The 16,892-nt window shown below is 41.0% G+C and carries 18 protein-coding genes and 1 other RNA gene; 9 read left to right on the plus strand and 10 right to left on the minus strand.

The genetic code is table 11. The annotated features are described in order from the left end of the window. Positions 1–2: 2 nt before the first annotated feature. Positions 3–533 carry a ZIP family metal transporter gene (locus VS868_RS14440; RefSeq protein WP_345598466.1) on the minus strand — a complete coding sequence of 177 codons (531 nt, stop codon included), beginning with the start codon at positions 531–533 and terminating at the stop codon, positions 3–5. Positions 534–670: 137 nt separating this feature from the next. Next, on the minus strand, positions 671–1,402 hold the full coding sequence (locus VS868_RS14445; protein WP_345598467.1) for a methyltransferase domain-containing protein: 732 nt from the start codon (positions 1,400–1,402) through the stop codon (positions 671–673). 45 nt (positions 1,403–1,447) lie between these two features. On the opposite strand from VS868_RS14445, the gene VS868_RS14450 reads away from it, so the two are divergent. Continuing rightward, positions 1,448–2,608, plus strand: a complete 1,161-nt coding sequence (locus VS868_RS14450) for a THUMP domain-containing protein (RefSeq protein WP_345598468.1) — start codon at positions 1,448–1,450, stop codon at positions 2,606–2,608. A gap of 1 nt (position 2,609) precedes the next feature. Here VS868_RS14450 and VS868_RS14455 read toward each other — a convergent pair whose 3' ends face one another. From VS868_RS14455 to rlmD, 3 genes are read right to left on the minus strand one after another with little or no spacing between them, the layout of a single operon-like run. Continuing rightward, positions 2,610–3,305: a DUF6048 family protein gene (locus VS868_RS14455; RefSeq protein ID WP_345598469.1), complete on the minus strand. Its 696-nt coding sequence runs from the start codon at positions 3,303–3,305 to the stop codon at positions 2,610–2,612. Next, positions 3,271–3,759, minus strand: a complete 489-nt coding sequence (locus tag VS868_RS14460; protein WP_345598470.1) for a DUF6452 family protein — start codon at positions 3,757–3,759, stop codon at positions 3,271–3,273. Before VS868_RS14460 ends, VS868_RS14455 begins: the two co-directional genes overlap by 35 nt. Then, complete coding sequence (rlmD, locus tag VS868_RS14465) at positions 3,756–5,168, minus strand: 23S rRNA (uracil(1939)-C(5))-methyltransferase RlmD (RefSeq protein WP_345598471.1); 1,413 nt, start codon at positions 5,166–5,168, stop codon at positions 3,756–3,758. Before rlmD ends, VS868_RS14460 begins: the two co-directional genes overlap by 4 nt. Before the next feature lie 177 nt (positions 5,169–5,345). Here rlmD and rocD point away from each other — a divergent pair, with 177 nt between their 5' ends. Next, the gene (gene rocD / locus VS868_RS14470) at positions 5,346–6,590 is read left to right on the plus strand and encodes an ornithine--oxo-acid transaminase (RefSeq protein WP_345598472.1); all 1,245 of its coding nucleotides are present in this window, start codon (positions 5,346–5,348) and stop codon (positions 6,588–6,590) included. A gap of 116 nt (positions 6,591–6,706) precedes the next feature. Here the strand turns inward: rocD and VS868_RS14475 are convergent, their stop codons facing one another. Genes VS868_RS14475 through VS868_RS14485 form a run of 3 tightly spaced genes read right to left on the minus strand, consistent with a single transcriptional unit; the run spans position 6,707 to position 9,171 of the window. Next, on the minus strand, positions 6,707–7,033 hold the full coding sequence (locus tag VS868_RS14475; RefSeq protein ID WP_345598473.1) for a CCC motif membrane protein: 327 nt from the start codon (positions 7,031–7,033) through the stop codon (positions 6,707–6,709). A 12-nt stretch (positions 7,034–7,045) separates the two neighbouring features. Next, complete coding sequence (locus tag VS868_RS14480) at positions 7,046–7,330, minus strand: DUF2752 domain-containing protein (protein WP_266068508.1); 285 nt, start codon at positions 7,328–7,330, stop codon at positions 7,046–7,048. A gap of 5 nt (positions 7,331–7,335) precedes the next feature. After that, positions 7,336–9,171, minus strand: a complete 1,836-nt coding sequence (locus VS868_RS14485) for a T9SS type A sorting domain-containing protein (RefSeq protein ID WP_345598474.1) — start codon at positions 9,169–9,171, stop codon at positions 7,336–7,338. A gap of 76 nt (positions 9,172–9,247) precedes the next feature. Here VS868_RS14485 and VS868_RS14490 point away from each other — a divergent pair, with 76 nt between their 5' ends. Both VS868_RS14490 and VS868_RS14495 read left to right on the plus strand, forming a co-directional pair. Next, positions 9,248–9,466: a hypothetical protein gene (locus VS868_RS14490; RefSeq protein ID WP_266068511.1), complete on the plus strand. Its 219-nt coding sequence runs from the start codon at positions 9,248–9,250 to the stop codon at positions 9,464–9,466. Between the two features lie 2 nt (positions 9,467–9,468). Further along, on the plus strand, positions 9,469–10,017 hold the full coding sequence (locus VS868_RS14495) for a Smr/MutS family protein (RefSeq protein ID WP_345599843.1): 549 nt from the start codon (positions 9,469–9,471) through the stop codon (positions 10,015–10,017). Here the strand turns inward: VS868_RS14495 and VS868_RS14500 are convergent. Continuing rightward, a complete protein-coding gene (locus tag VS868_RS14500) occupies positions 10,011–10,964 on the minus strand; it encodes a hypothetical protein (RefSeq protein WP_345598475.1) in 954 nt (317 codons plus the stop codon). The two genes, VS868_RS14495 and VS868_RS14500, sit on opposite strands and share 7 nt — an antisense overlap. An 87-nt stretch (positions 10,965–11,051) precedes the next feature. Between VS868_RS14500 and VS868_RS14505 the strand changes: the two genes are divergently transcribed. Then, a complete protein-coding gene (locus tag VS868_RS14505) occupies positions 11,052–12,200 on the plus strand; it encodes a cysteine desulfurase family protein (RefSeq protein ID WP_345598476.1) in 1,149 nt (382 codons plus the stop codon). A 385-nt stretch (positions 12,201–12,585) separates the two neighbouring features. Here the strand turns inward: VS868_RS14505 and VS868_RS14510 are convergent, their stop codons facing one another. Continuing rightward, positions 12,586–14,277 carry a M23 family metallopeptidase gene (locus VS868_RS14510; RefSeq protein WP_345598477.1) on the minus strand — a complete coding sequence of 564 codons (1,692 nt, stop codon included), beginning with the start codon at positions 14,275–14,277 and terminating at the stop codon, positions 12,586–12,588. Between the two features lie 182 nt (positions 14,278–14,459). Between VS868_RS14510 and VS868_RS14515 the strand changes: the two genes are divergently transcribed. The 4 genes from VS868_RS14515 (at position 14,460) to rny (ending at position 16,841) form a co-directional block, all read left to right on the plus strand. Further along, positions 14,460–14,750 carry a hypothetical protein gene (locus VS868_RS14515; protein WP_266068518.1) on the plus strand — a complete coding sequence of 97 codons (291 nt, stop codon included), beginning with the start codon at positions 14,460–14,462 and terminating at the stop codon, positions 14,748–14,750. Between the two features lie 12 nt (positions 14,751–14,762). After that, on the plus strand, positions 14,763–15,053 hold the full coding sequence (locus VS868_RS14520; protein ID WP_265163332.1) for a cell division protein ZapA: 291 nt from the start codon (positions 14,763–14,765) through the stop codon (positions 15,051–15,053). Positions 15,054–15,112: 59 nt separating this feature from the next. Next, a non-coding RNA gene (gene ssrS / locus VS868_RS14525) (6S RNA) lies at positions 15,113–15,219 on the plus strand. Between the two features lie 50 nt (positions 15,220–15,269). Next, positions 15,270–16,841, plus strand: a complete 1,572-nt coding sequence (gene rny / locus VS868_RS14530) for a ribonuclease Y (RefSeq protein ID WP_266068519.1) — start codon at positions 15,270–15,272, stop codon at positions 16,839–16,841. Positions 16,842–16,892: the final 51 nt, after the last annotated feature.

Consider the following 16,892-nt stretch of genomic DNA (forward strand, 5'->3'; position numbering starts at 1 on the left):
TACTATAGAAAATAAGCCAATAAAATTCCGGAAATGACCACAGCCAGTTTTGTAGCATTAAAACTATGGTTTTTTGAGGCTTCAAAGAGTATGGTTGTAGAAACGTGAAGAAAAATCCCTATGACCATTGCATTGATGTAAGCCGAATATTCTTCAGAAATCATAAAATTCGCATGCATCCAGCTGCCCAGTGGCGTCATTAATCCGAAGACCGCGAGAAAAAGAAAGGCTTTGTATTTTGCTATTTTTGAATGGAATAAAAAAGCAGCCAGTATTGCGGCGACTGGAATCTTATGGATCACTACCCCATGAAGTAAATCGCTGCTTTGATTCAATGGAAAACCTTCAAGAAGGGCATGAAGTGATAGACTCAGGAGTAAGAGGTAAGGAAATTTTACGGAATTCCCGCTGTGGTGCATGTGCCCATGTTCTACACCTTTAGAGAGAAATTCCAGGAAAATCTGTAAGAGGAGTCCGGCCATGATGAACAATCCAACCTTATCAAATCCGGAGCTGTAGACTTCGGGTAACATTTCGAATACTGTTACTGAAAGGAGAAAAGCACCGCTAAAAGAAAGTAATAGCTGAAAGCCGGTGGAGGAGGACGGTTTTAAAAATAGAGATATTAAATACCCTATTACCACCGCTATTAATGGCAGTATATACAGCATTATTTAAATACAAGTATTAATCGGTCAGATTTAATTTTATCGTATGGCTGTAGGTTGTAGTTCCCAAATGTGTGAACCAGTTCAATTCCGTCTTTTTCAAAGTAGTAAAGGAAATTTTCCAAAGTAAAAGCTTTCACCTTTTCTGAATAGGCATATTCTTCTCCCTCGTCTTCAAATTCTATATCTTTAACAATATATCCGTTTTCAACCTTTCGGGTAATATTAAAAGTAATTCCCTGCACTGTTTTTACTTCAGAAGGCACGAGGTTATCGATCACTTTAACTACGTTCATAAAATCAATGACTCCCCAGCCACCTTCTTTGAGCTCCTTTTTTATAGATAAAATACTTTCCCGGTTTTCTTTTTCATCTTCAAAATAACCAAGGCTGGTAAATAGGTTGAAAACAGCATCATATTGCTCGTTCATAGGTTTGCACATGCAGTGGGTATGAAAGTGCAAATTTTCATTTTCAAACTGTTTGGCGTACGCAATGCTGTTTATAGAGAGATCTACCCCAGTAACATCAAACCCGAGCTTGTTGAGATACACAGAATGTCTTCCTTTACCGCAGGCAAGGTCAAGTATACTTGCTCCTTGGGGAAGTTTTAAAAAGGTAATGAGGTTCTGCATGAACTGCTGTGCCTCTTCATCACCCCGATTCTTATATAAAATATGGTAGTATGGAGTGTCAAACCACGAAGAAAACCATCTATTTGCTGCTAATTCCATATCCTGCAAAATTAGTGTATTTTTGTCTCTCACAGAAAATAACAAATGGGAAATAATTATCAAATGGTTGCCAAAACGCTTTTTGGTTTTGAACCATTACTTGCCAAAGAATTGAGAAACCTGGGAGCTATAGATGTACGTGAGGGAGTGCGATCTGTTTCATTTTATGGGGACAAAGGTTTCATGTATAAAGCCAACCTTTCCCTGCGTACGGCTATAAAAGTGCTCAAACCAATTGCGACCTTCAGGATTTTTTCTGAAGATGACCTTTACAATGAGGTCAACAAAATTGCGTGGGAAAAATACCTGGATTCAAATCAGACCCTGGCAATTGATGCTACTGTACATTCCGAAAAATTCACTCATTCTAAATATGTAGCTCTTAAATCAAAAGATGCTATTGTTGATAGATTTAGGGACAGAACCGGAGAACGTCCTGGGATTGACCTTGATTACCCTTCCTTGCGCATCAACATTCACATTGAGAAAGAGAATTGCACAATTTCACTCGATAGTTCGGGACAATCGTTGCACAAACGTGGCTATAAATCGTCTACCAATATTGCACCAATAAATGAAGTTTTAGCAGCGGGAATGCTTTTACATTCAGGCTGGGATGGGCAATGTGATTTTATTGACCCCATGTGTGGTAGTGGTACTATTCTTATAGAAGCTGCCATGATAGCCTGTAATATTCCCCCCAATTTGAATAGAAAGGAGTTTGGCTTTGAAAAGTGGAAAGATTGGGATGAAGATCTTTTTGAAAAGATTCAGGAGTCGGTATTAAAGAAAATGCGGGATTTTCATTTCACCATCAAAGGCTACGACAAAGCACCTTCAGCTGTTCATAAAGCTAAAGATAATGTTGATAATGCTAATCTTGCGGAATTTATTTCGGTAGAACACGAAGATTTTTTCAAGACTGAAAAGCAAACAGAAAGACATTTGCATATGGTGTTCAATCCACCTTATGGAGAACGTCTTAGTATAGATATGCCTGTATTCTACAAATCTATTGGCGACACGCTTAAGCAGAGTTATCCGGGCACCCATGCCTGGTTTATTACTTCTAATCTTGAAGCTATTAAACATGTAGGTTTAAGGCCTTCCCGCAAAATCAAATTATTTAATGGAGCCCTGGAATCAAAGCTGCTTAAATACGAGATTTACGAAGGTTCCAAAAAAGCTAAAAAACAGGATAATTAGGCTACTGCCTGTAAAGAGGTATTAAATAAGAAATTGAGTAGCCGTAGCCAACTCCAAGGCTACTCCCGTCGTAGGTTCTGTTAAAGCCGGGGATATAGAGATTGTCAAAATTCCCCGGTTTAGTCTCATTGATCTTTTTCTTGAGCTCTACATGCACTCCAAGATACAGGTTGTTCAAGACTTCTACTTTTGTACCTAATTTTACTTCCAGCCATCCTGCAGTAAGGTTGTTGAATTCACGGCCTTCAGCTCTAATATCCGGTTCAAAATAAGGGTTCCGGTCATATATGGAATATTCCTCCAGTTCGGTAGAAAATGAGGCGAAACCGTAACGCAATCCGACGTAAATAAGGTTTTGCATCCCGGTCCAGTTATGGTAAAAATTGTAATCTCCCCCAAGTTTAACGTAGCTTCCTTTTGCAGAAGCCGTCACATTTGGCTGCGAAATCACGTTCTGTTCATTTCCAATTTCTCCGGCCAGGTATATGTTTTCATACAACCCGTAATCGGCTTTGACCTCCAGGCCCTGATAATCTTCTTCAATAAGCATCTTTATAGGCTTTGACAGGTCGATCCCGACGCGCAGCCCATATTTTTCACGTACATCAACAGTGTCTGTTACCGCTTCCTGGGCAAAGACTTCTGAAGAATGAAACCAAAAACTAGTGAGTAAAATAAATATGAGCCTCTGTTTCATTTTCAACGCTTTCTTGTATAATAGTTTCTGAAAGTATCCAGTTATTCTCATCTTCATGAATTGCAATATCCAGGCTGTTGTAGTTTACTTTGTAGCCACACGCACGATTGAGATATTCAAGATTTGGAGAATAAGTAAAAGTTACTGTATCTGTATTTTCCTCCTCGCTGCCAGAATTGATAGTGAAAATATATTCTGTGAAGTTTTCATCAGTTCTAAGCGGCAGGCTAACAGTATTTACAGTGGTTGGCCCCATCAAAATTTCTTCTTTGCCACTAGCGCGAACCGTAAGGTTTGGTACTGCCTTTAAGCGCGTAGGATTAAGCAGATCATAAAATTCGATCACCAGTAGGGAAGTGGTCTCAGTTCCTTCGGGACAAATATCGTCTCGCTGGCACCCAAGGGTGAGGATAATAAAACCTGCTAAAAAAAGCCATTTTTGGAACCTGTTCATTGTCTTCGTTCTAAACAAACAACATTTTCTACGTGAAACGTTTGTGGAAACATGTCAACCGCCTGTGTTCTTGTTACTTTGTAGTGCTCGTCGAGTAGTGCAAGATCTCTTGCCTGGGTTGCCGAATTACAACTAACATACACAATTCTCTGTGGCAAGATACCAATTATTTGCGCAACCACATCCTTGTGCATTCCATCTCGTGGAGGATCGGTAATGAGAACATCGGGCTCCCCATGAGTTTTGACAAACTTACTGGTAAACACCTTTTTCATGTCTCCAACGTAAAATTCGGTATTCGTGATATTGTTGTTTTCAGCATTTTGTTTGGCGTCTTCAATAGCTTCGGGTACCGCTTCAACGCCTATGACCTTTTTAGCTTTGGCAGCCACAAATTGGGCAATTGTTCCGGTGCCGGTGTACAGGTCATAAACCACTTCATCTCCGGTTAAACCGGCAAAGTCGCGCGTAATTTTATACAGTTCGTAAGCCTGGGCCGAATTGGTTTGATAAAAAGATTTGGCATTGATCTTAAACTTCAGGCCTTCCATTTCTTCAAAAATGTGATCCTGGCCTTTGTAACAAACTACTTCCTGATCATAAATGGTGTCATTACCTTTTGAATTGATCACATACTGAAGGCTTGTTATCTCCGGAAATTCTTCAGCAACAAAATTCAGAAGTAATTCCCGTTGCGCTTTATTGTCTTCAAAGAACTGAAGCAGCACCATGATCTCTCCTGTAGAAGAAGTTCTTATCATCAACGTGCGCAGCATTCCTTTTTGATCTCTTGTATTGAAAAAAGGAATATTATTTTTAATGGCAAATTGTTTTATGCCATTCCTAATTCCATTACTGGGTGCCTGCTGAAGGTGGCACTCCTTAATGTCCAGGATCTTGTCCCACATGCCCGGAATATGGAAACCAAGTGCATCCCGGTCTTCAATGTCTTTGCCGCTCTGAATTTCCTCCTGGGTCAGCCAACGGCTGTCACTAAAGGAGAACTCCATTTTATTACGGTAAAAGTAAATTTCCTTACTGCCCAGAATAGGAGTGACCTCGGGCAATTCAATTTTGCCAAGGCGAGTAAGATTATTCGTTACTTCTTTTTGCTTGTAAAACAACTGGTGTTCATAGCCCATGAACTGCCACTTGCAGCCCCCGCAAACGCTAAAATGTATGCAGGGTGGCTCTACCCGTTTATCTGAAAATTCGTGTATCCTGGTTGCTGTACCCTCGTAAAAAGCACGTTTCTTTTTAGTAGTCTGCACATCTACCACGTCACCGGGTACTGCATTTCCAATAAAAATCACTTTGCCATCGGGGGCTTTGGCTATACTTTTCCCTTTTGCCCCGGCATCAATGACTTCGAGGTTTTTAAATTCTTTGTTTTTATTCTTTCTCGCCATGTGGCAAAAATAGGATAAATGCCAAGAATTATTGGGCGCAGGCCTTAAAAAATCAGGAAACATTTAGTAATTTGCGACTTCTGAATTCAGGATGATTTCTCTCCTCAAAATACCGTCTTTGTTGGTATTTCCGGAAAGTAGGAATTGCTTATTTAGTAATTGAAAACAAAAATGAAAATGAAGATTTCAGAAAAAATTTCTTCCCAGGAGGCTATTCAACTTGAAGATAGATATGGGGCTCATAATTATCACCCGCTTCCGGTTGTGCTTGAAAAAGGAGAAGGTGTTCACGTTTGGGATGTTGAAGGTAAGAAATATTACGATTTCCTTTCGGCTTATTCCGCAGTAAACCAGGGGCATTGTCACCCAAGAATTGTGGGAGCCATGACAGAACAGGCTCAAAAACTAACCCTTACCTCAAGGGCTTTCCATAATGACATTTTAGGAAGGTATGAGAAGTATGCAACAGAATATTTTGGTTTTGACAAGCTGTTGCCAATGAATACGGGTGCCGAGGCTGTTGAGACTGCAATAAAAATTGCACGAAAATGGGCATATGAGAAAAAAGGAGTAGAGGAGACTGAAGCTCAAATCATTGTTTGTGAGAATAACTTCCACGGAAGAACTACCACGATCATTTCTTTTTCTAATGATGAAGGTGCCCGAAAGAATTTTGGCCCCTACACTCCGGGATTTGTCAAAATACCATACAACGATACTGAAGCTCTTGAAGAAGCTTTAAAAAATAACAGTAATATTGCTGGATTCCTTGTAGAACCAATTCAGGGAGAAGCCGGGGTATACGTACCTTCTGAAGGTTACCTGGCTCGAGCTAAAGAATTGTGCGAGCAGCATAATGTACTTTTTATTGCTGATGAAGTGCAGACGGGAATTGCACGTACCGGGAAACTTTTAGCGGTAGAGCATGAGAACGTTAAGCCTGATGTATTGATCCTTGGAAAGGCCATTTCTGGGGGGGTATATCCAGTTTCGGCAGTACTGGCTAATGACGAGGTTATGAATGTCATTAAACCGGGACAACACGGTTCCACTTTTGGTGGGAATCCCGTAGCCTGTGCCGTAGCAATGGCTGCCCTTGATGTGATTAAAGATGAAAATCTTGCTGAAAATGCTGAAAAACTCGGGAACCTTTTCCGAAGAAAGCTCGATGACTACATTCGAAAATCTAACATTGTAAACCTGGTGAGAGGTAAAGGTCTACTAAATGCCATTGTGATCAATGATTCTGAAGACAGCTCTACAGCCTGGGATATTTGCATGAAACTGAAGGAAAACGGACTTCTGGCTAAGCCAACTCACGGTAATATCATACGATTTGCTCCACCGTTGGTGATGAACGAAGAACAACTCATGGATTGTGTAGGTATTATAACCAAAACACTTCAGGAATTCGAAAAGTAATTTAGGAAGTAAAAAAAAAGAAGGGCGAAAAATGACATTTTTCGCCCTTCTTTTTTGAACCTTGTTTGTCCGCTTTTCAGCAGTGTCAGGCACTACTGCGCGTGACCTATCGGGATTTACTGGTTTTGGTAAACTTCCATAGATTCCATGAACATTTCCTGCATTCCGTCCCATCCGTAGATAGCCACAAGTACAATATTTAGAAGCAGGTAAAGTGCCGAAAGTATAACTCCTATAATAGCAAGAATTCTTCCGGTTTTTACATTGTTATAGCCTTCGTAAATATCCGGTTGTGCCATGTAGGTTTGTTTAGCAGTCTTTGTTAATACCAGGGCGACAATTCCGAAGATAAGGCCGAGGATCCCATAGCAGCAGCAAGTGACGATAGAAAGGATTCCGAAAACCAGGATAAGTGTTGAGTTTGGTAAAGTTTGTTTTTCCATAATTATTATTGGTTAGTTGATCAAAAAACTCATTTTATAAATATAAGCGCCTATTATCACGGCGGCACTCACTACAATAAGGCCGGCTTTAATATACCAGTCACCTTTAAACTTGTAGAATAAGTTGGTGACAAGAAAAAGTAACAGGATGAGGATAGGGTAAATTGCGGGAAACATCTTAAAAGCTGCGCTAAATTCTCCCTGAAGTACCAGTACCAGTGCCCGTTGTGCACCGCAACCCAAGCAATCTATGCCAAACAACTGTTTGTTTAAACAAGGGAGCATGAATTCTTCCATATAGGTCAATTGTTGTAAACTGATATTTTTTTGACTGTTTTTTGATTATTCATATCAATCACCTTTACAATATAAACGCCGTTTCCCCACGGCCGGGTTGAAATTTCTACAGACCTTCGGTTGTCAAAGTTGCTGCGGTACCACATCCTTTTTCCCTGTAGGTCAAAAACTTCTACAGCCTTTACCGGGAAAAGATCGTTGCTTATTATTTGCAGTTCTCCCAGACGGTTATTTTGATGTATGCTGAATTTTAAATACGCCTCTTCCTCAAAAATCACCTGTGGCAGGTCTTCTTTAGCTACTTTTTCAGCAAAAGCAAGCTTGTAACGCCCGTGATAAATTCCCGGTTGCAGCTCTAAAGTTAAGGGTTCTTTTTTAATAGAAAAATATTCATCTGTAAGAGTATCTAGAATAAAAAGTTCATGAATTGCGGCATTTTCAATAATTCCCTGTGAAAATGTCATTTTTTGATGCCCGGTTTCAACTTTTATAAACAGCGGGATTTCTTCAGAAATATCAAAAGGGCGTACATCAATTATATAACTTTCTTCACCCTGGAGCCAGCCCACATCGGTAGGCGCAAGTTCAAAAGCCCTGGCATCCATACCTGCGTCAATTTTTGGTGTTGCAGCGGGCCAAAAGGCCAGGCTCAGGCTTCTTTCGTAAAGGTCGTTCACTGTAACCTTAAGTTGTACCCTGGCAAGGCTGTTCTTTTCAGAGGTGTGTTGGTGATCTTTTTTAACTGCTTCGGGTGCCGGGGTATTTGTTTCCGATGCATTTTTTGATGGCGTTCTGTGAGAATTTTTAAAAGTAATGTTGCCTGCCTGGGCACCTTTCACCATAAAACCCTGGCCTACAGGTAGGAATTTCTTTTGAGAAGGTTTGCCTGTGCTGCCGTCTTCAACATTTTTTACCGTTTTGAAAACCGGAGGTTCATAAATTCCATCAGTGCAGGGATCTACCGGACTAAAAACTCCGTAGCCGCCCATATAATCTTCGAGATTATGTGAGGAACCATTCTCTTTAGAATCCCAAAAGTAGGCGACACCGGTAGTAATATTTTGGCGTTGGATGCTTTCGTAGCAATTTGTGCTCAAAGTGCCGCTGCCAGAATTTTCGAGCAGGAAAAGACTCAGGTTGAAAGTTGATGGGTATGGATTACCTACCAGCACAAAAGCATCTGGCGTTATCGGAATATCTAAAGTGCCGGAGACCGGTTTTCCACGAAAGTCGTACCGCTGTGAATTTCCCGGGTTATTTGCTCTTCCGTTAACAACCACCAAATCTTTTCCCTCTGTGCCCTTCATGGTAAAACCATAACCTGGCGGGATTACCGTGTTGCCGCCAACAAATTTCCAGCTGGAGTACCCGTTGCCCTGGTAGGTGTAGATCCAGCGGGTAGAGATAGCGAGCGGGTTTGCGGTGCCGTTTGGGGCAGTGGTGAGTTGGGGTTGCCGGCTTACAATGGTTGAAACGGGAACCTGTAAAAGTGAGATGCCAAAAAGGCCATTTTCAGGAGATATTATGGGAGAACTCCAGTAATTATAGTCGTAAGCATTGGTGGTTCCTTCAGCAAAAACTGAGATGCTCCCGGTTCCGGAATTTTCTTTATTTTGTTGCTCTCCCTGTAGTAGTTCGGCATTATTGCGCAGGTATAGTGAAGCTTCATTTACTGCGGAAGGGTTTTTCACTAACCTGATATCATTCTCAATAAACAGGAAAGATTTTTCTACATAAACGTAATTTCTGTTTTGTCCATTGCCGGAAGGAGCGATGTTCAACTGGCCGAAAATTGGGTGAAAAGCAAATAAAAATGCCGTAACCAGTAGAAATCTTCTCATTTTCCCGAAATTTGTAGCTTTGACGATTCAAGTTACTACTCTTTTTTGATTTTAATCAACTGGCAAACAAATAATTATGAAAAAGCCTTCTTCTCAGTTTATCAATTCTGCGGTTATAATAATAGGTGGCGTGCTTCTCATTTTTGAAATTTCGGGAGAAGAGAGAAATGTGTATGTGATGATTATTGGGCTGGTGATGTTGATGTTTGGGCTATACAGAGCTACCAATTATTGGGTTGAGACTAAAGACGACCATAAAAAAGATGAAGAAGGTGAAAATAATAATTCTCTTTAGTGATGCTGAAACCGGGAGATAAAGTAGCTGTACTTGACGAAGATTTGGAAGGTAGGGTTCTTTCAATTAGCGGCGCTGAGGTGGATATAGAAACTTCTGAAGGTTTTCTCTTATCCTTTAATGTCCGGGATTTAGTTAAAGTTGAAGATGTATTACCCGATATACTTCCTCCTGAAGTTGAAAATTTTTCCGAAGTAATTAAAGAAAAAGAATCTTCAAAAAAGCGTAGATCTTCAAGAGTGAAACCAAAAGAGCGAAATCAGCCGCCCATGGAGGTTGACCTGCATATAGGAAAACTTGTGCCTAAGACCGGCGGACTCTCAAATTATGAAATTCTCAACATTCAAATGGATACTGCCCGGCGGCAACTCGAATTTGCCATAAGTAAACGCATCCAAAAAATTGTATTTATTCATGGAGTAGGAGAGGGCGTATTAAGAGCTGAACTCGAAACCCTCTTTCACAGGTATGATAACATCAAATTTTATGATGCCGATTATCAAAAGTATGGGCTGGGAGCTACCGAAGTTTATATTTTTCAGAATTACTGATCTTCTCCTTCCTCTTCGCCGTTCTCATCTTCACCGTTTGTAGGCTGAATTGTGATATTTTGGGAAGGTGAGGTGATAACGCCTAATTCATAGTTCTCAAGGCGAATTTGTTCCCCGTCTCCTCCCTGGTTAACCAGTGTCAGGTTATTAACTGTAAGGAGGTATCTATAGCTTCTTGAAATAGTATTTTCTCTCGAACCTTCAACTTCAAAAGAATCTATGATATCCGGGTTTAAATAATAAGGCAGCCCATCCTCATCCTGGTCATCGGCGGGATTCAAATTTAGGTTCCAGTCTTCATTCCTGGTAGGTACACCGTCGTTATCATCATCGGCATCGAGATAGTCCGGGATCCCGTCATTGTCGGAATCTGGATAGGAGTTCACTGAATTTTCAGCTTCTACCTGTCTTTCAATTCGGGTAAGGATGTTATCCCCATCATCATCAATATCGAGGTAATTGGGAATTCCGTCTCCGTCGGTATCTAAATTAGCATCCATTCCTTCACTGGCTGAAGGTATTCCGTCACCGTCATGATCTGTCGCATTAGCAATAGTAGAAGTGATGATGACCTCACCTCCCGTGGTACTTTTAAATTCCCGCACCACTTTTGGGGAAACGGGCGGAATTTCATTACAAAAATAGTTGCCGGTTACTTCCCCGTCAAAAACCCGATACACAATTTCATTAGTGGTGCCGTTCAAAGCAATGCTGAGGCGGCCTTCTTCCGAAAGGAAAAGCTTTTCGTTTTCAGTATCGAGGTTAAAACGAAACGCAATTGCCTCGTTTACATCGGTATTGTTTATTTTATACAATACTTGTGACTGGTTATCTCCACACCAGCTAAGATCGGGGTCTTCAAAATTAAAATCGGTCACAATAATTTCCCCGTCATTGCATGCGGTAAGCAGCGCGGCTGCAAAAAATAAACTAAACACTTTTTTCATAAGACGGGTTTTCGGCAAAATTAAAAGTAATATATAATTTAACCGAGACAAGCTTAAATTATTTTAAATCTGTTATTTTTGTAGACCATGAAAAAAGTCTACTTTGATAATGCCGCAACTACGCAGATTCGCGAAGAAGTGGTAGAGCGAATGGCCCAGGTGATGCGTGATGTATATGGAAATCCTTCCTCAAATCACACCTTTGGCCGCAGTGCAAAAACTCTAATAGAACAGGCTCGCAAAACAGTGGCAAAGATCCTTAATGTTGCTGCCTCAGAAATTATTTTCACCTCGGGCGGTACAGAAGCCGATAATCTTATCCTCAATTCGGCCGTTCGGGACCTGGGCGTGAAGCGCATTATTACTTCAAAAATTGAACACCATGCCGTGCTTCATACCATTGATAAGCTTCACGATGTTTTTGGGACCGAAATTATTTACGTGAACCTTGATGACTGCGGAAGGGTTGACCTAAAGCACCTGGAAGAAATCCTGAAATCTTCAGATGAAAAGACACTGGTGAGCCTGATGCATGTGAATAACGAAGTAGGTAATTTACTGGATATTGCAAAAGTTGGGGAGTTGTGTAGTGCTCACAAAGCTTTGTTTCATTCAGATACCGTCCAGTCCATTGGGCACTACGAACTTGACCTTTCTCAGGTGAAAGTTGACTTTACCGCTGTAAGTGCCCATAAATTCCACGGACCCAAAGGTGTTGGTTTTGCTTATATCCGAAAAAACAGCGGCTTGCAGCCACTTATTTTTGGAGGCGAGCAGGAGCGGGGATTCCGCGCCGGGACCGAAGCTGTCCATAATATTGTAGGGCTGGAGGAAGCACTGAAGTTAGCTTACCAAAATTTACACGAAGAGAGGGAATATATTACCTCTCTAAAAAGGCATTTTACAGACCTCTTAAAAAAGGAAATTCCCGGAGTAAAATTCAACGGCGACTGCGGTGACTTTGAGAATAGTACTTACACGCTTATCAACGTATGCCTGCCCATGTCCCAGGAAAAAGCGCTAATGCTGTTGTTCCAGCTTGACCTTCATGGGATTGCGTGCTCTAAAGGTAGTGCCTGCCAAAGCGGAAGCGATCAGGGAAGCCACGTGCTAAACGCCTTTTTGCCTGCCGAAGATCTGAAAAAGCCTTCTTTGCGGTTTTCTTTTTCCAGGTACAATACTAAAGACGACATTGAATACGTGGTAAATGTGCTGAAAGAATTCATGGAAAAATAGGAAGAGAATATTTATTCGACTTTCAGTTTTAGGGTTTCATATAGTGCCGACAATTCGGAAATTATCGGCACTTGCCATAATTTTTGACGCTTTTCGCTTCAGAAATAATATTTACAACTTTTCTTTCGAGCAGGATTAAATTCGCACTGATATTAGTTGCACTAAAATTTCCTACTGAAAGACCTGCTTCGTCTGGATGATAATTAATTTGCACCTGATTCTTCCATTCATTTTTGCAATTTTGGATTGAAAAAAGTTCTTTTCAGAATTTTAAAGGAACTTCAAAAATGACATTTTTGGAACCAACAGGTCTAACCGTTAGCTTTAAATTTCTGCTAAAGGCCGCTAATGCAGGAAAAGCTGGATAAATACTTCAGCTTAAAACCTATTTTCTAAAGAACGTGCTTTCAAAAACAGTTGTATTTCCTACGTTATCAATTACTTCCAGTTTCAGGTGATTTTCGGTGTCAGTGACTACTCCGTCAGCAAAATCGTGAGTGAGTAAATTCCTTTTGTATTCATATTCCATCAGGATAAACTTTCCATTCACTGTTGCCCGGTAGCTTTTAATGCCCGAAAGATCATCGGAGATCTTAATTTTCAGGTCTTTATTGCCTGAGATCCACTGTCCGTCCCTAAAATTAATAGGTGTTACGGTAGGCGCTTTCACGTCCCTGCCTAAAGTGTAGGTGCCAAAAGTGCGGGTTTTGGTGGTAAATCTTTCCCCGTCTTTGGTAGTGCCTGAATATTGAGGATTTCCCCATTTGTTGAGTCTGGCAATAAACATTTGCTCCCTGTCTTCAGGGGTATACTTGCTAACATCAAAGCCTATGCTGATGTTCGAATGAATGGGAATTACGTCTTCGTGCAGGCTTACCTTTTCATCTTCAAAGCTAACATCAAGGTAAGCATCCTGATAGAGACTGTTTTCGGGAATATAAATGTCTATACCATTGCTTTCAAACTGAGCTCCTGTACTTGCAGGGACAAAAAAATCGGTGATTTTGGAAGGGTCTTCTTTAATGTCATTGCGATGTTTTCCTTCTATAGGCACGTGAACTATACGCTCATTGCCTGCAAAATCACTTACTTTTATCGTATAGTTATACGAAAGGCTGTCCTGCACATTAAGATAGCCTTCATTTTTCACGTCACTGTAAATGCTTAATGGATTGGAAGGTTCTACGAAAAGCTTCTGGATCCTGCTATTGTTCTGGGTATAATATCCGTAATCTATCAACTGGTTGAGGTGGCGGGTTTCTGCAAATGAGAATTTTTCAAAATTGACCTGCAGGAGTTTTTCGCCATTAGCACTGCTTTCAATTTTATAAACGCCGTTTTGATTTGGGGCTGCATTAAGTTGATCTACTGCAGTAATCCCAAAACCTATCTCCCCGCAGGCATCAATTTTTTCAGCTCTAAAAGAACCATCCTGCTGTGGTATAAGCCTAAGTTTCTGTCTAGTGGCCGAACCATTTACATGTGCTTCTTCTCCCGCCGGGTAAACAAACAAGGCCGACACGATTGGCGCGCGGGTGTCTTCGAGTTCTATTCCAAACATGAGCGGGTTCATTGGGCGCTGCTCGCCATCCCTTATCTCGAAGTGCAGGTGCGGGCCGCCGCTGCCACCGGTATTTCCGCTATTGGCAATAAGTTCCCCTCTTTCTACAGAAATTTCGGAAGCAGTTGGATAAACTTCTACCTCATAGCTTTCATTTTGATATTGCAGCTTCTTAATATAGGCTTCAATCTCTGGAGAAAAGTTCTTCAGGTGGCCGTATACTGTAGTGTATCCATTGGGGTGCTGAATGTAAAGTGCTTTTCCGTAACCATAGTGAGAAACATTTATTCGGCTTACATAACCTTCAGCAGAAGCATACACCGGTAACCCTTCCCGTTGCTGTGTCTTAATATCGAGCCCACTGTGAAAATGATTGGATCGCAATTCTCCAAACGTGCCGGCAAGAGCCAGGGGTACCTGAAGCGGATCATCAAAATAGCTTGTGGGAACATTGGAAACCTGTGCCGACACAACAAAACCGGTTAAGAATAGGAGAGGGGCAAGTATTCTTTTCATGTAAGGGAATTTTTACTTTTTAATAGCGGGATAAAGATACCAAAACCCGGGCATAAAATTAAACCCTTATTTTTGAGGAAGTTAAAATTATTTTAAAGCACAACTCAAAATAGAGTTCAAAATATTGGGATATTTCGGCAGGTATATTAACTTTGTGAGGGTAAGCAGCAGGTTTAGCTTTAATGAGTGATTTAACAGAAATAATTGATATTCTTGAAGGTAGGGTTGAGAAGTTGCTTCAGAATTATAAAAAACTGGAGCAGAAACAACAAAGCCTTCAGGAGGAATTAACTTCTTTAAGATCCGAAAAACAAAGATTACAGGAAAGCCTGGAGTCTTCAGAAAACAGGGTAAAAACTCTTAAAGCTGCCAACGCCTTGCTGGGCAGTAATGATTATAAAAAAGAAACCAAGCTTAAAATAAATAGCTTGATCAGGGAAATAGATCAATGTATTGTTCATCTCTCTGAATAGAAGAATAAAAAAATGTCGAATCAGCTTAAAATAAAGATCTCTATTGCAGACAGGGTATATCCCATGACCATTCTTCCTGAGCAGGAAGAGGGGCTTCGAAAGGCTGCAAAAAAAATAGAGTTCATGATTAAGCAATTTGAACAGAGTTATGCCGTTAGGGATAAGCAGGATGTGCTGGCAATGTGTGCCTTACAGTTTGCTGCCCAAACCGAGCAAAAATCAATTGACCGCAGCAGTGAAGTACTTTTGGCTGAAGATAAATTGAAAGCGCTCAATGACCTGCTTGACAAACACTTGGTTTAACTGTTCTTTGAATTAGAAAATAAAGGTTACTGCCTGTATTAGTTAATTTATTTTGATAAACTCAACACCAATTCTTTAAAAAGGGTGAGTTTAAGTTGTAAAAGCAAGCCGCCTTTGAGCGGATCCTTGATCAGCTTGTTAGCCCTAAACTTGATTTAGAGAGTTTATACAAATCAACGACTAGTACAGGCTTTTTTTTTACATAAAAACTAACTAATGGATACACTAACTATAGCGATCACTATTATTTCACTTGTCCTGGGACTGGCAATAGGATTTGGACTGGCAAAGTACCTGGAGAAGAAGAACGCTTCCAAAATTATTCAAAGAGCTAAAAAATCGGCAGCCGGGATTTTAAAAGAAGCCAAACAGGAAGCTGAAGGGATCAAGAAAGACAAGATCCTACAGGCTAAAGAAAAATTCATCGAATTAAAGTCCGAACACGAAAAGGTTATTCTTTCGAGGGACAAGAAAATTGCTGATGCCGAAAAGAGGGTAAGGGATAAAGAATCCCAGGTTTCCAGCGAACTTGCCAGGAATAAAAACCTGAACAAGGATCTGGAAGAAAAAATTGCCGATTATAATCACCGAAACGATGTTCTGGAGAAAAAGCAGGAAGAAGTAGATAAACTTCATTCCAGCAAAGTTCAGCAACTGGAGGTCATCTCCGGGCTTTCAGCCGAAGATGCCCGGGCACAACTTGTAGAGTCATTAAAGGATACTGCAAAAGCCGATGCCATGGCCCTTATTCAGGATACCATTGAGGAGGCTAAACTTACTGCGCAGCAGGAGGCGAAAAAAATCATTGTAAACACTATACAGCGCATTGGTACCGAAGAAGCCATAGACAACTGCGTCTCGGTATTTAACCTTGAAAGTGACGATGTAAAAGGACGAATTATTGGTAGGGAAGGTCGAAACATTCGCGCTATTGAAGCTGCGACAGGAGTGGAGATCATTGTTGACGATACCCCGGAAGCAATCATTCTTTCCTGTTTTGATTCGGTAAGAAGGGAAGTAGCCCGCCTGTCGCTCCACAAACTTGTAACCGACGGAAGGATTCACCCGGCACGTATTGAAGAAGTGGTCAAGAAAACTACCAAACAAATAGAAGAGGAGATCATTGAAGTTGGAAAACGCACTGTGATAGATCTTGGAATACACGGATTGCATCCAGAATTGATACGGATTGTAGGGCGAATGAAGTATCGTTCTTCTTACGGTCAAAACCTGCTGCAACACTCAAGAGAAGTTGCGAAGTTATGCGGAGTTATGGCTGCTGAGCTCGGTTTAAATGCAAAAATGGCCAAACGCGCAGGATTACTTCACGATATTGGTAAAGTGCCAGATGCAGAGACTGAAGTACCTCACGCAATCCTTGGTATGCAATGGGCTGAAAAATACGGAGAGAAACCTGAAGTTTGCAACGCTATTGGAGCCCACCACGATGAAATTGAAATGACGTCCCTATTATCTCCAATCATACAGGTTTGTGATGCTATAAGCGGAGCCAGGCCGGGTGCGAGAAGACAGGTATTGGATTCTTACATTCAAAGGTTGAAAGATCTTGAAGATATCGCTTTTGGTTTTGGCGGAGTGAAAAAAGCCTATGCAATACAGGCAGGAAGAGAATTGAGGGTGATCGTGGAAAGCGAAAAGGTTAGCGATGAAAAAGCATCCAATCTTTCTTTTGAGATCTCTCAAAAGATCCAGACAGACATGACCTATCCGGGGCAGGTGAAAATTACCGTAATACGCGAAACCCGTGCGGTGAATATCGCCAAATAATAGAAGAAAACCTTTATTTCAAAAACTCCCGGTTCTTAAAAGAGTCGGGAG

It is taken from the genome of Salinimicrobium sp. 3283s (genome assembly GCF_039602225.1).
Lineage (GTDB): Bacteria > Bacteroidota > Bacteroidia > Flavobacteriales > Flavobacteriaceae > Salinimicrobium > Salinimicrobium profundisediminis.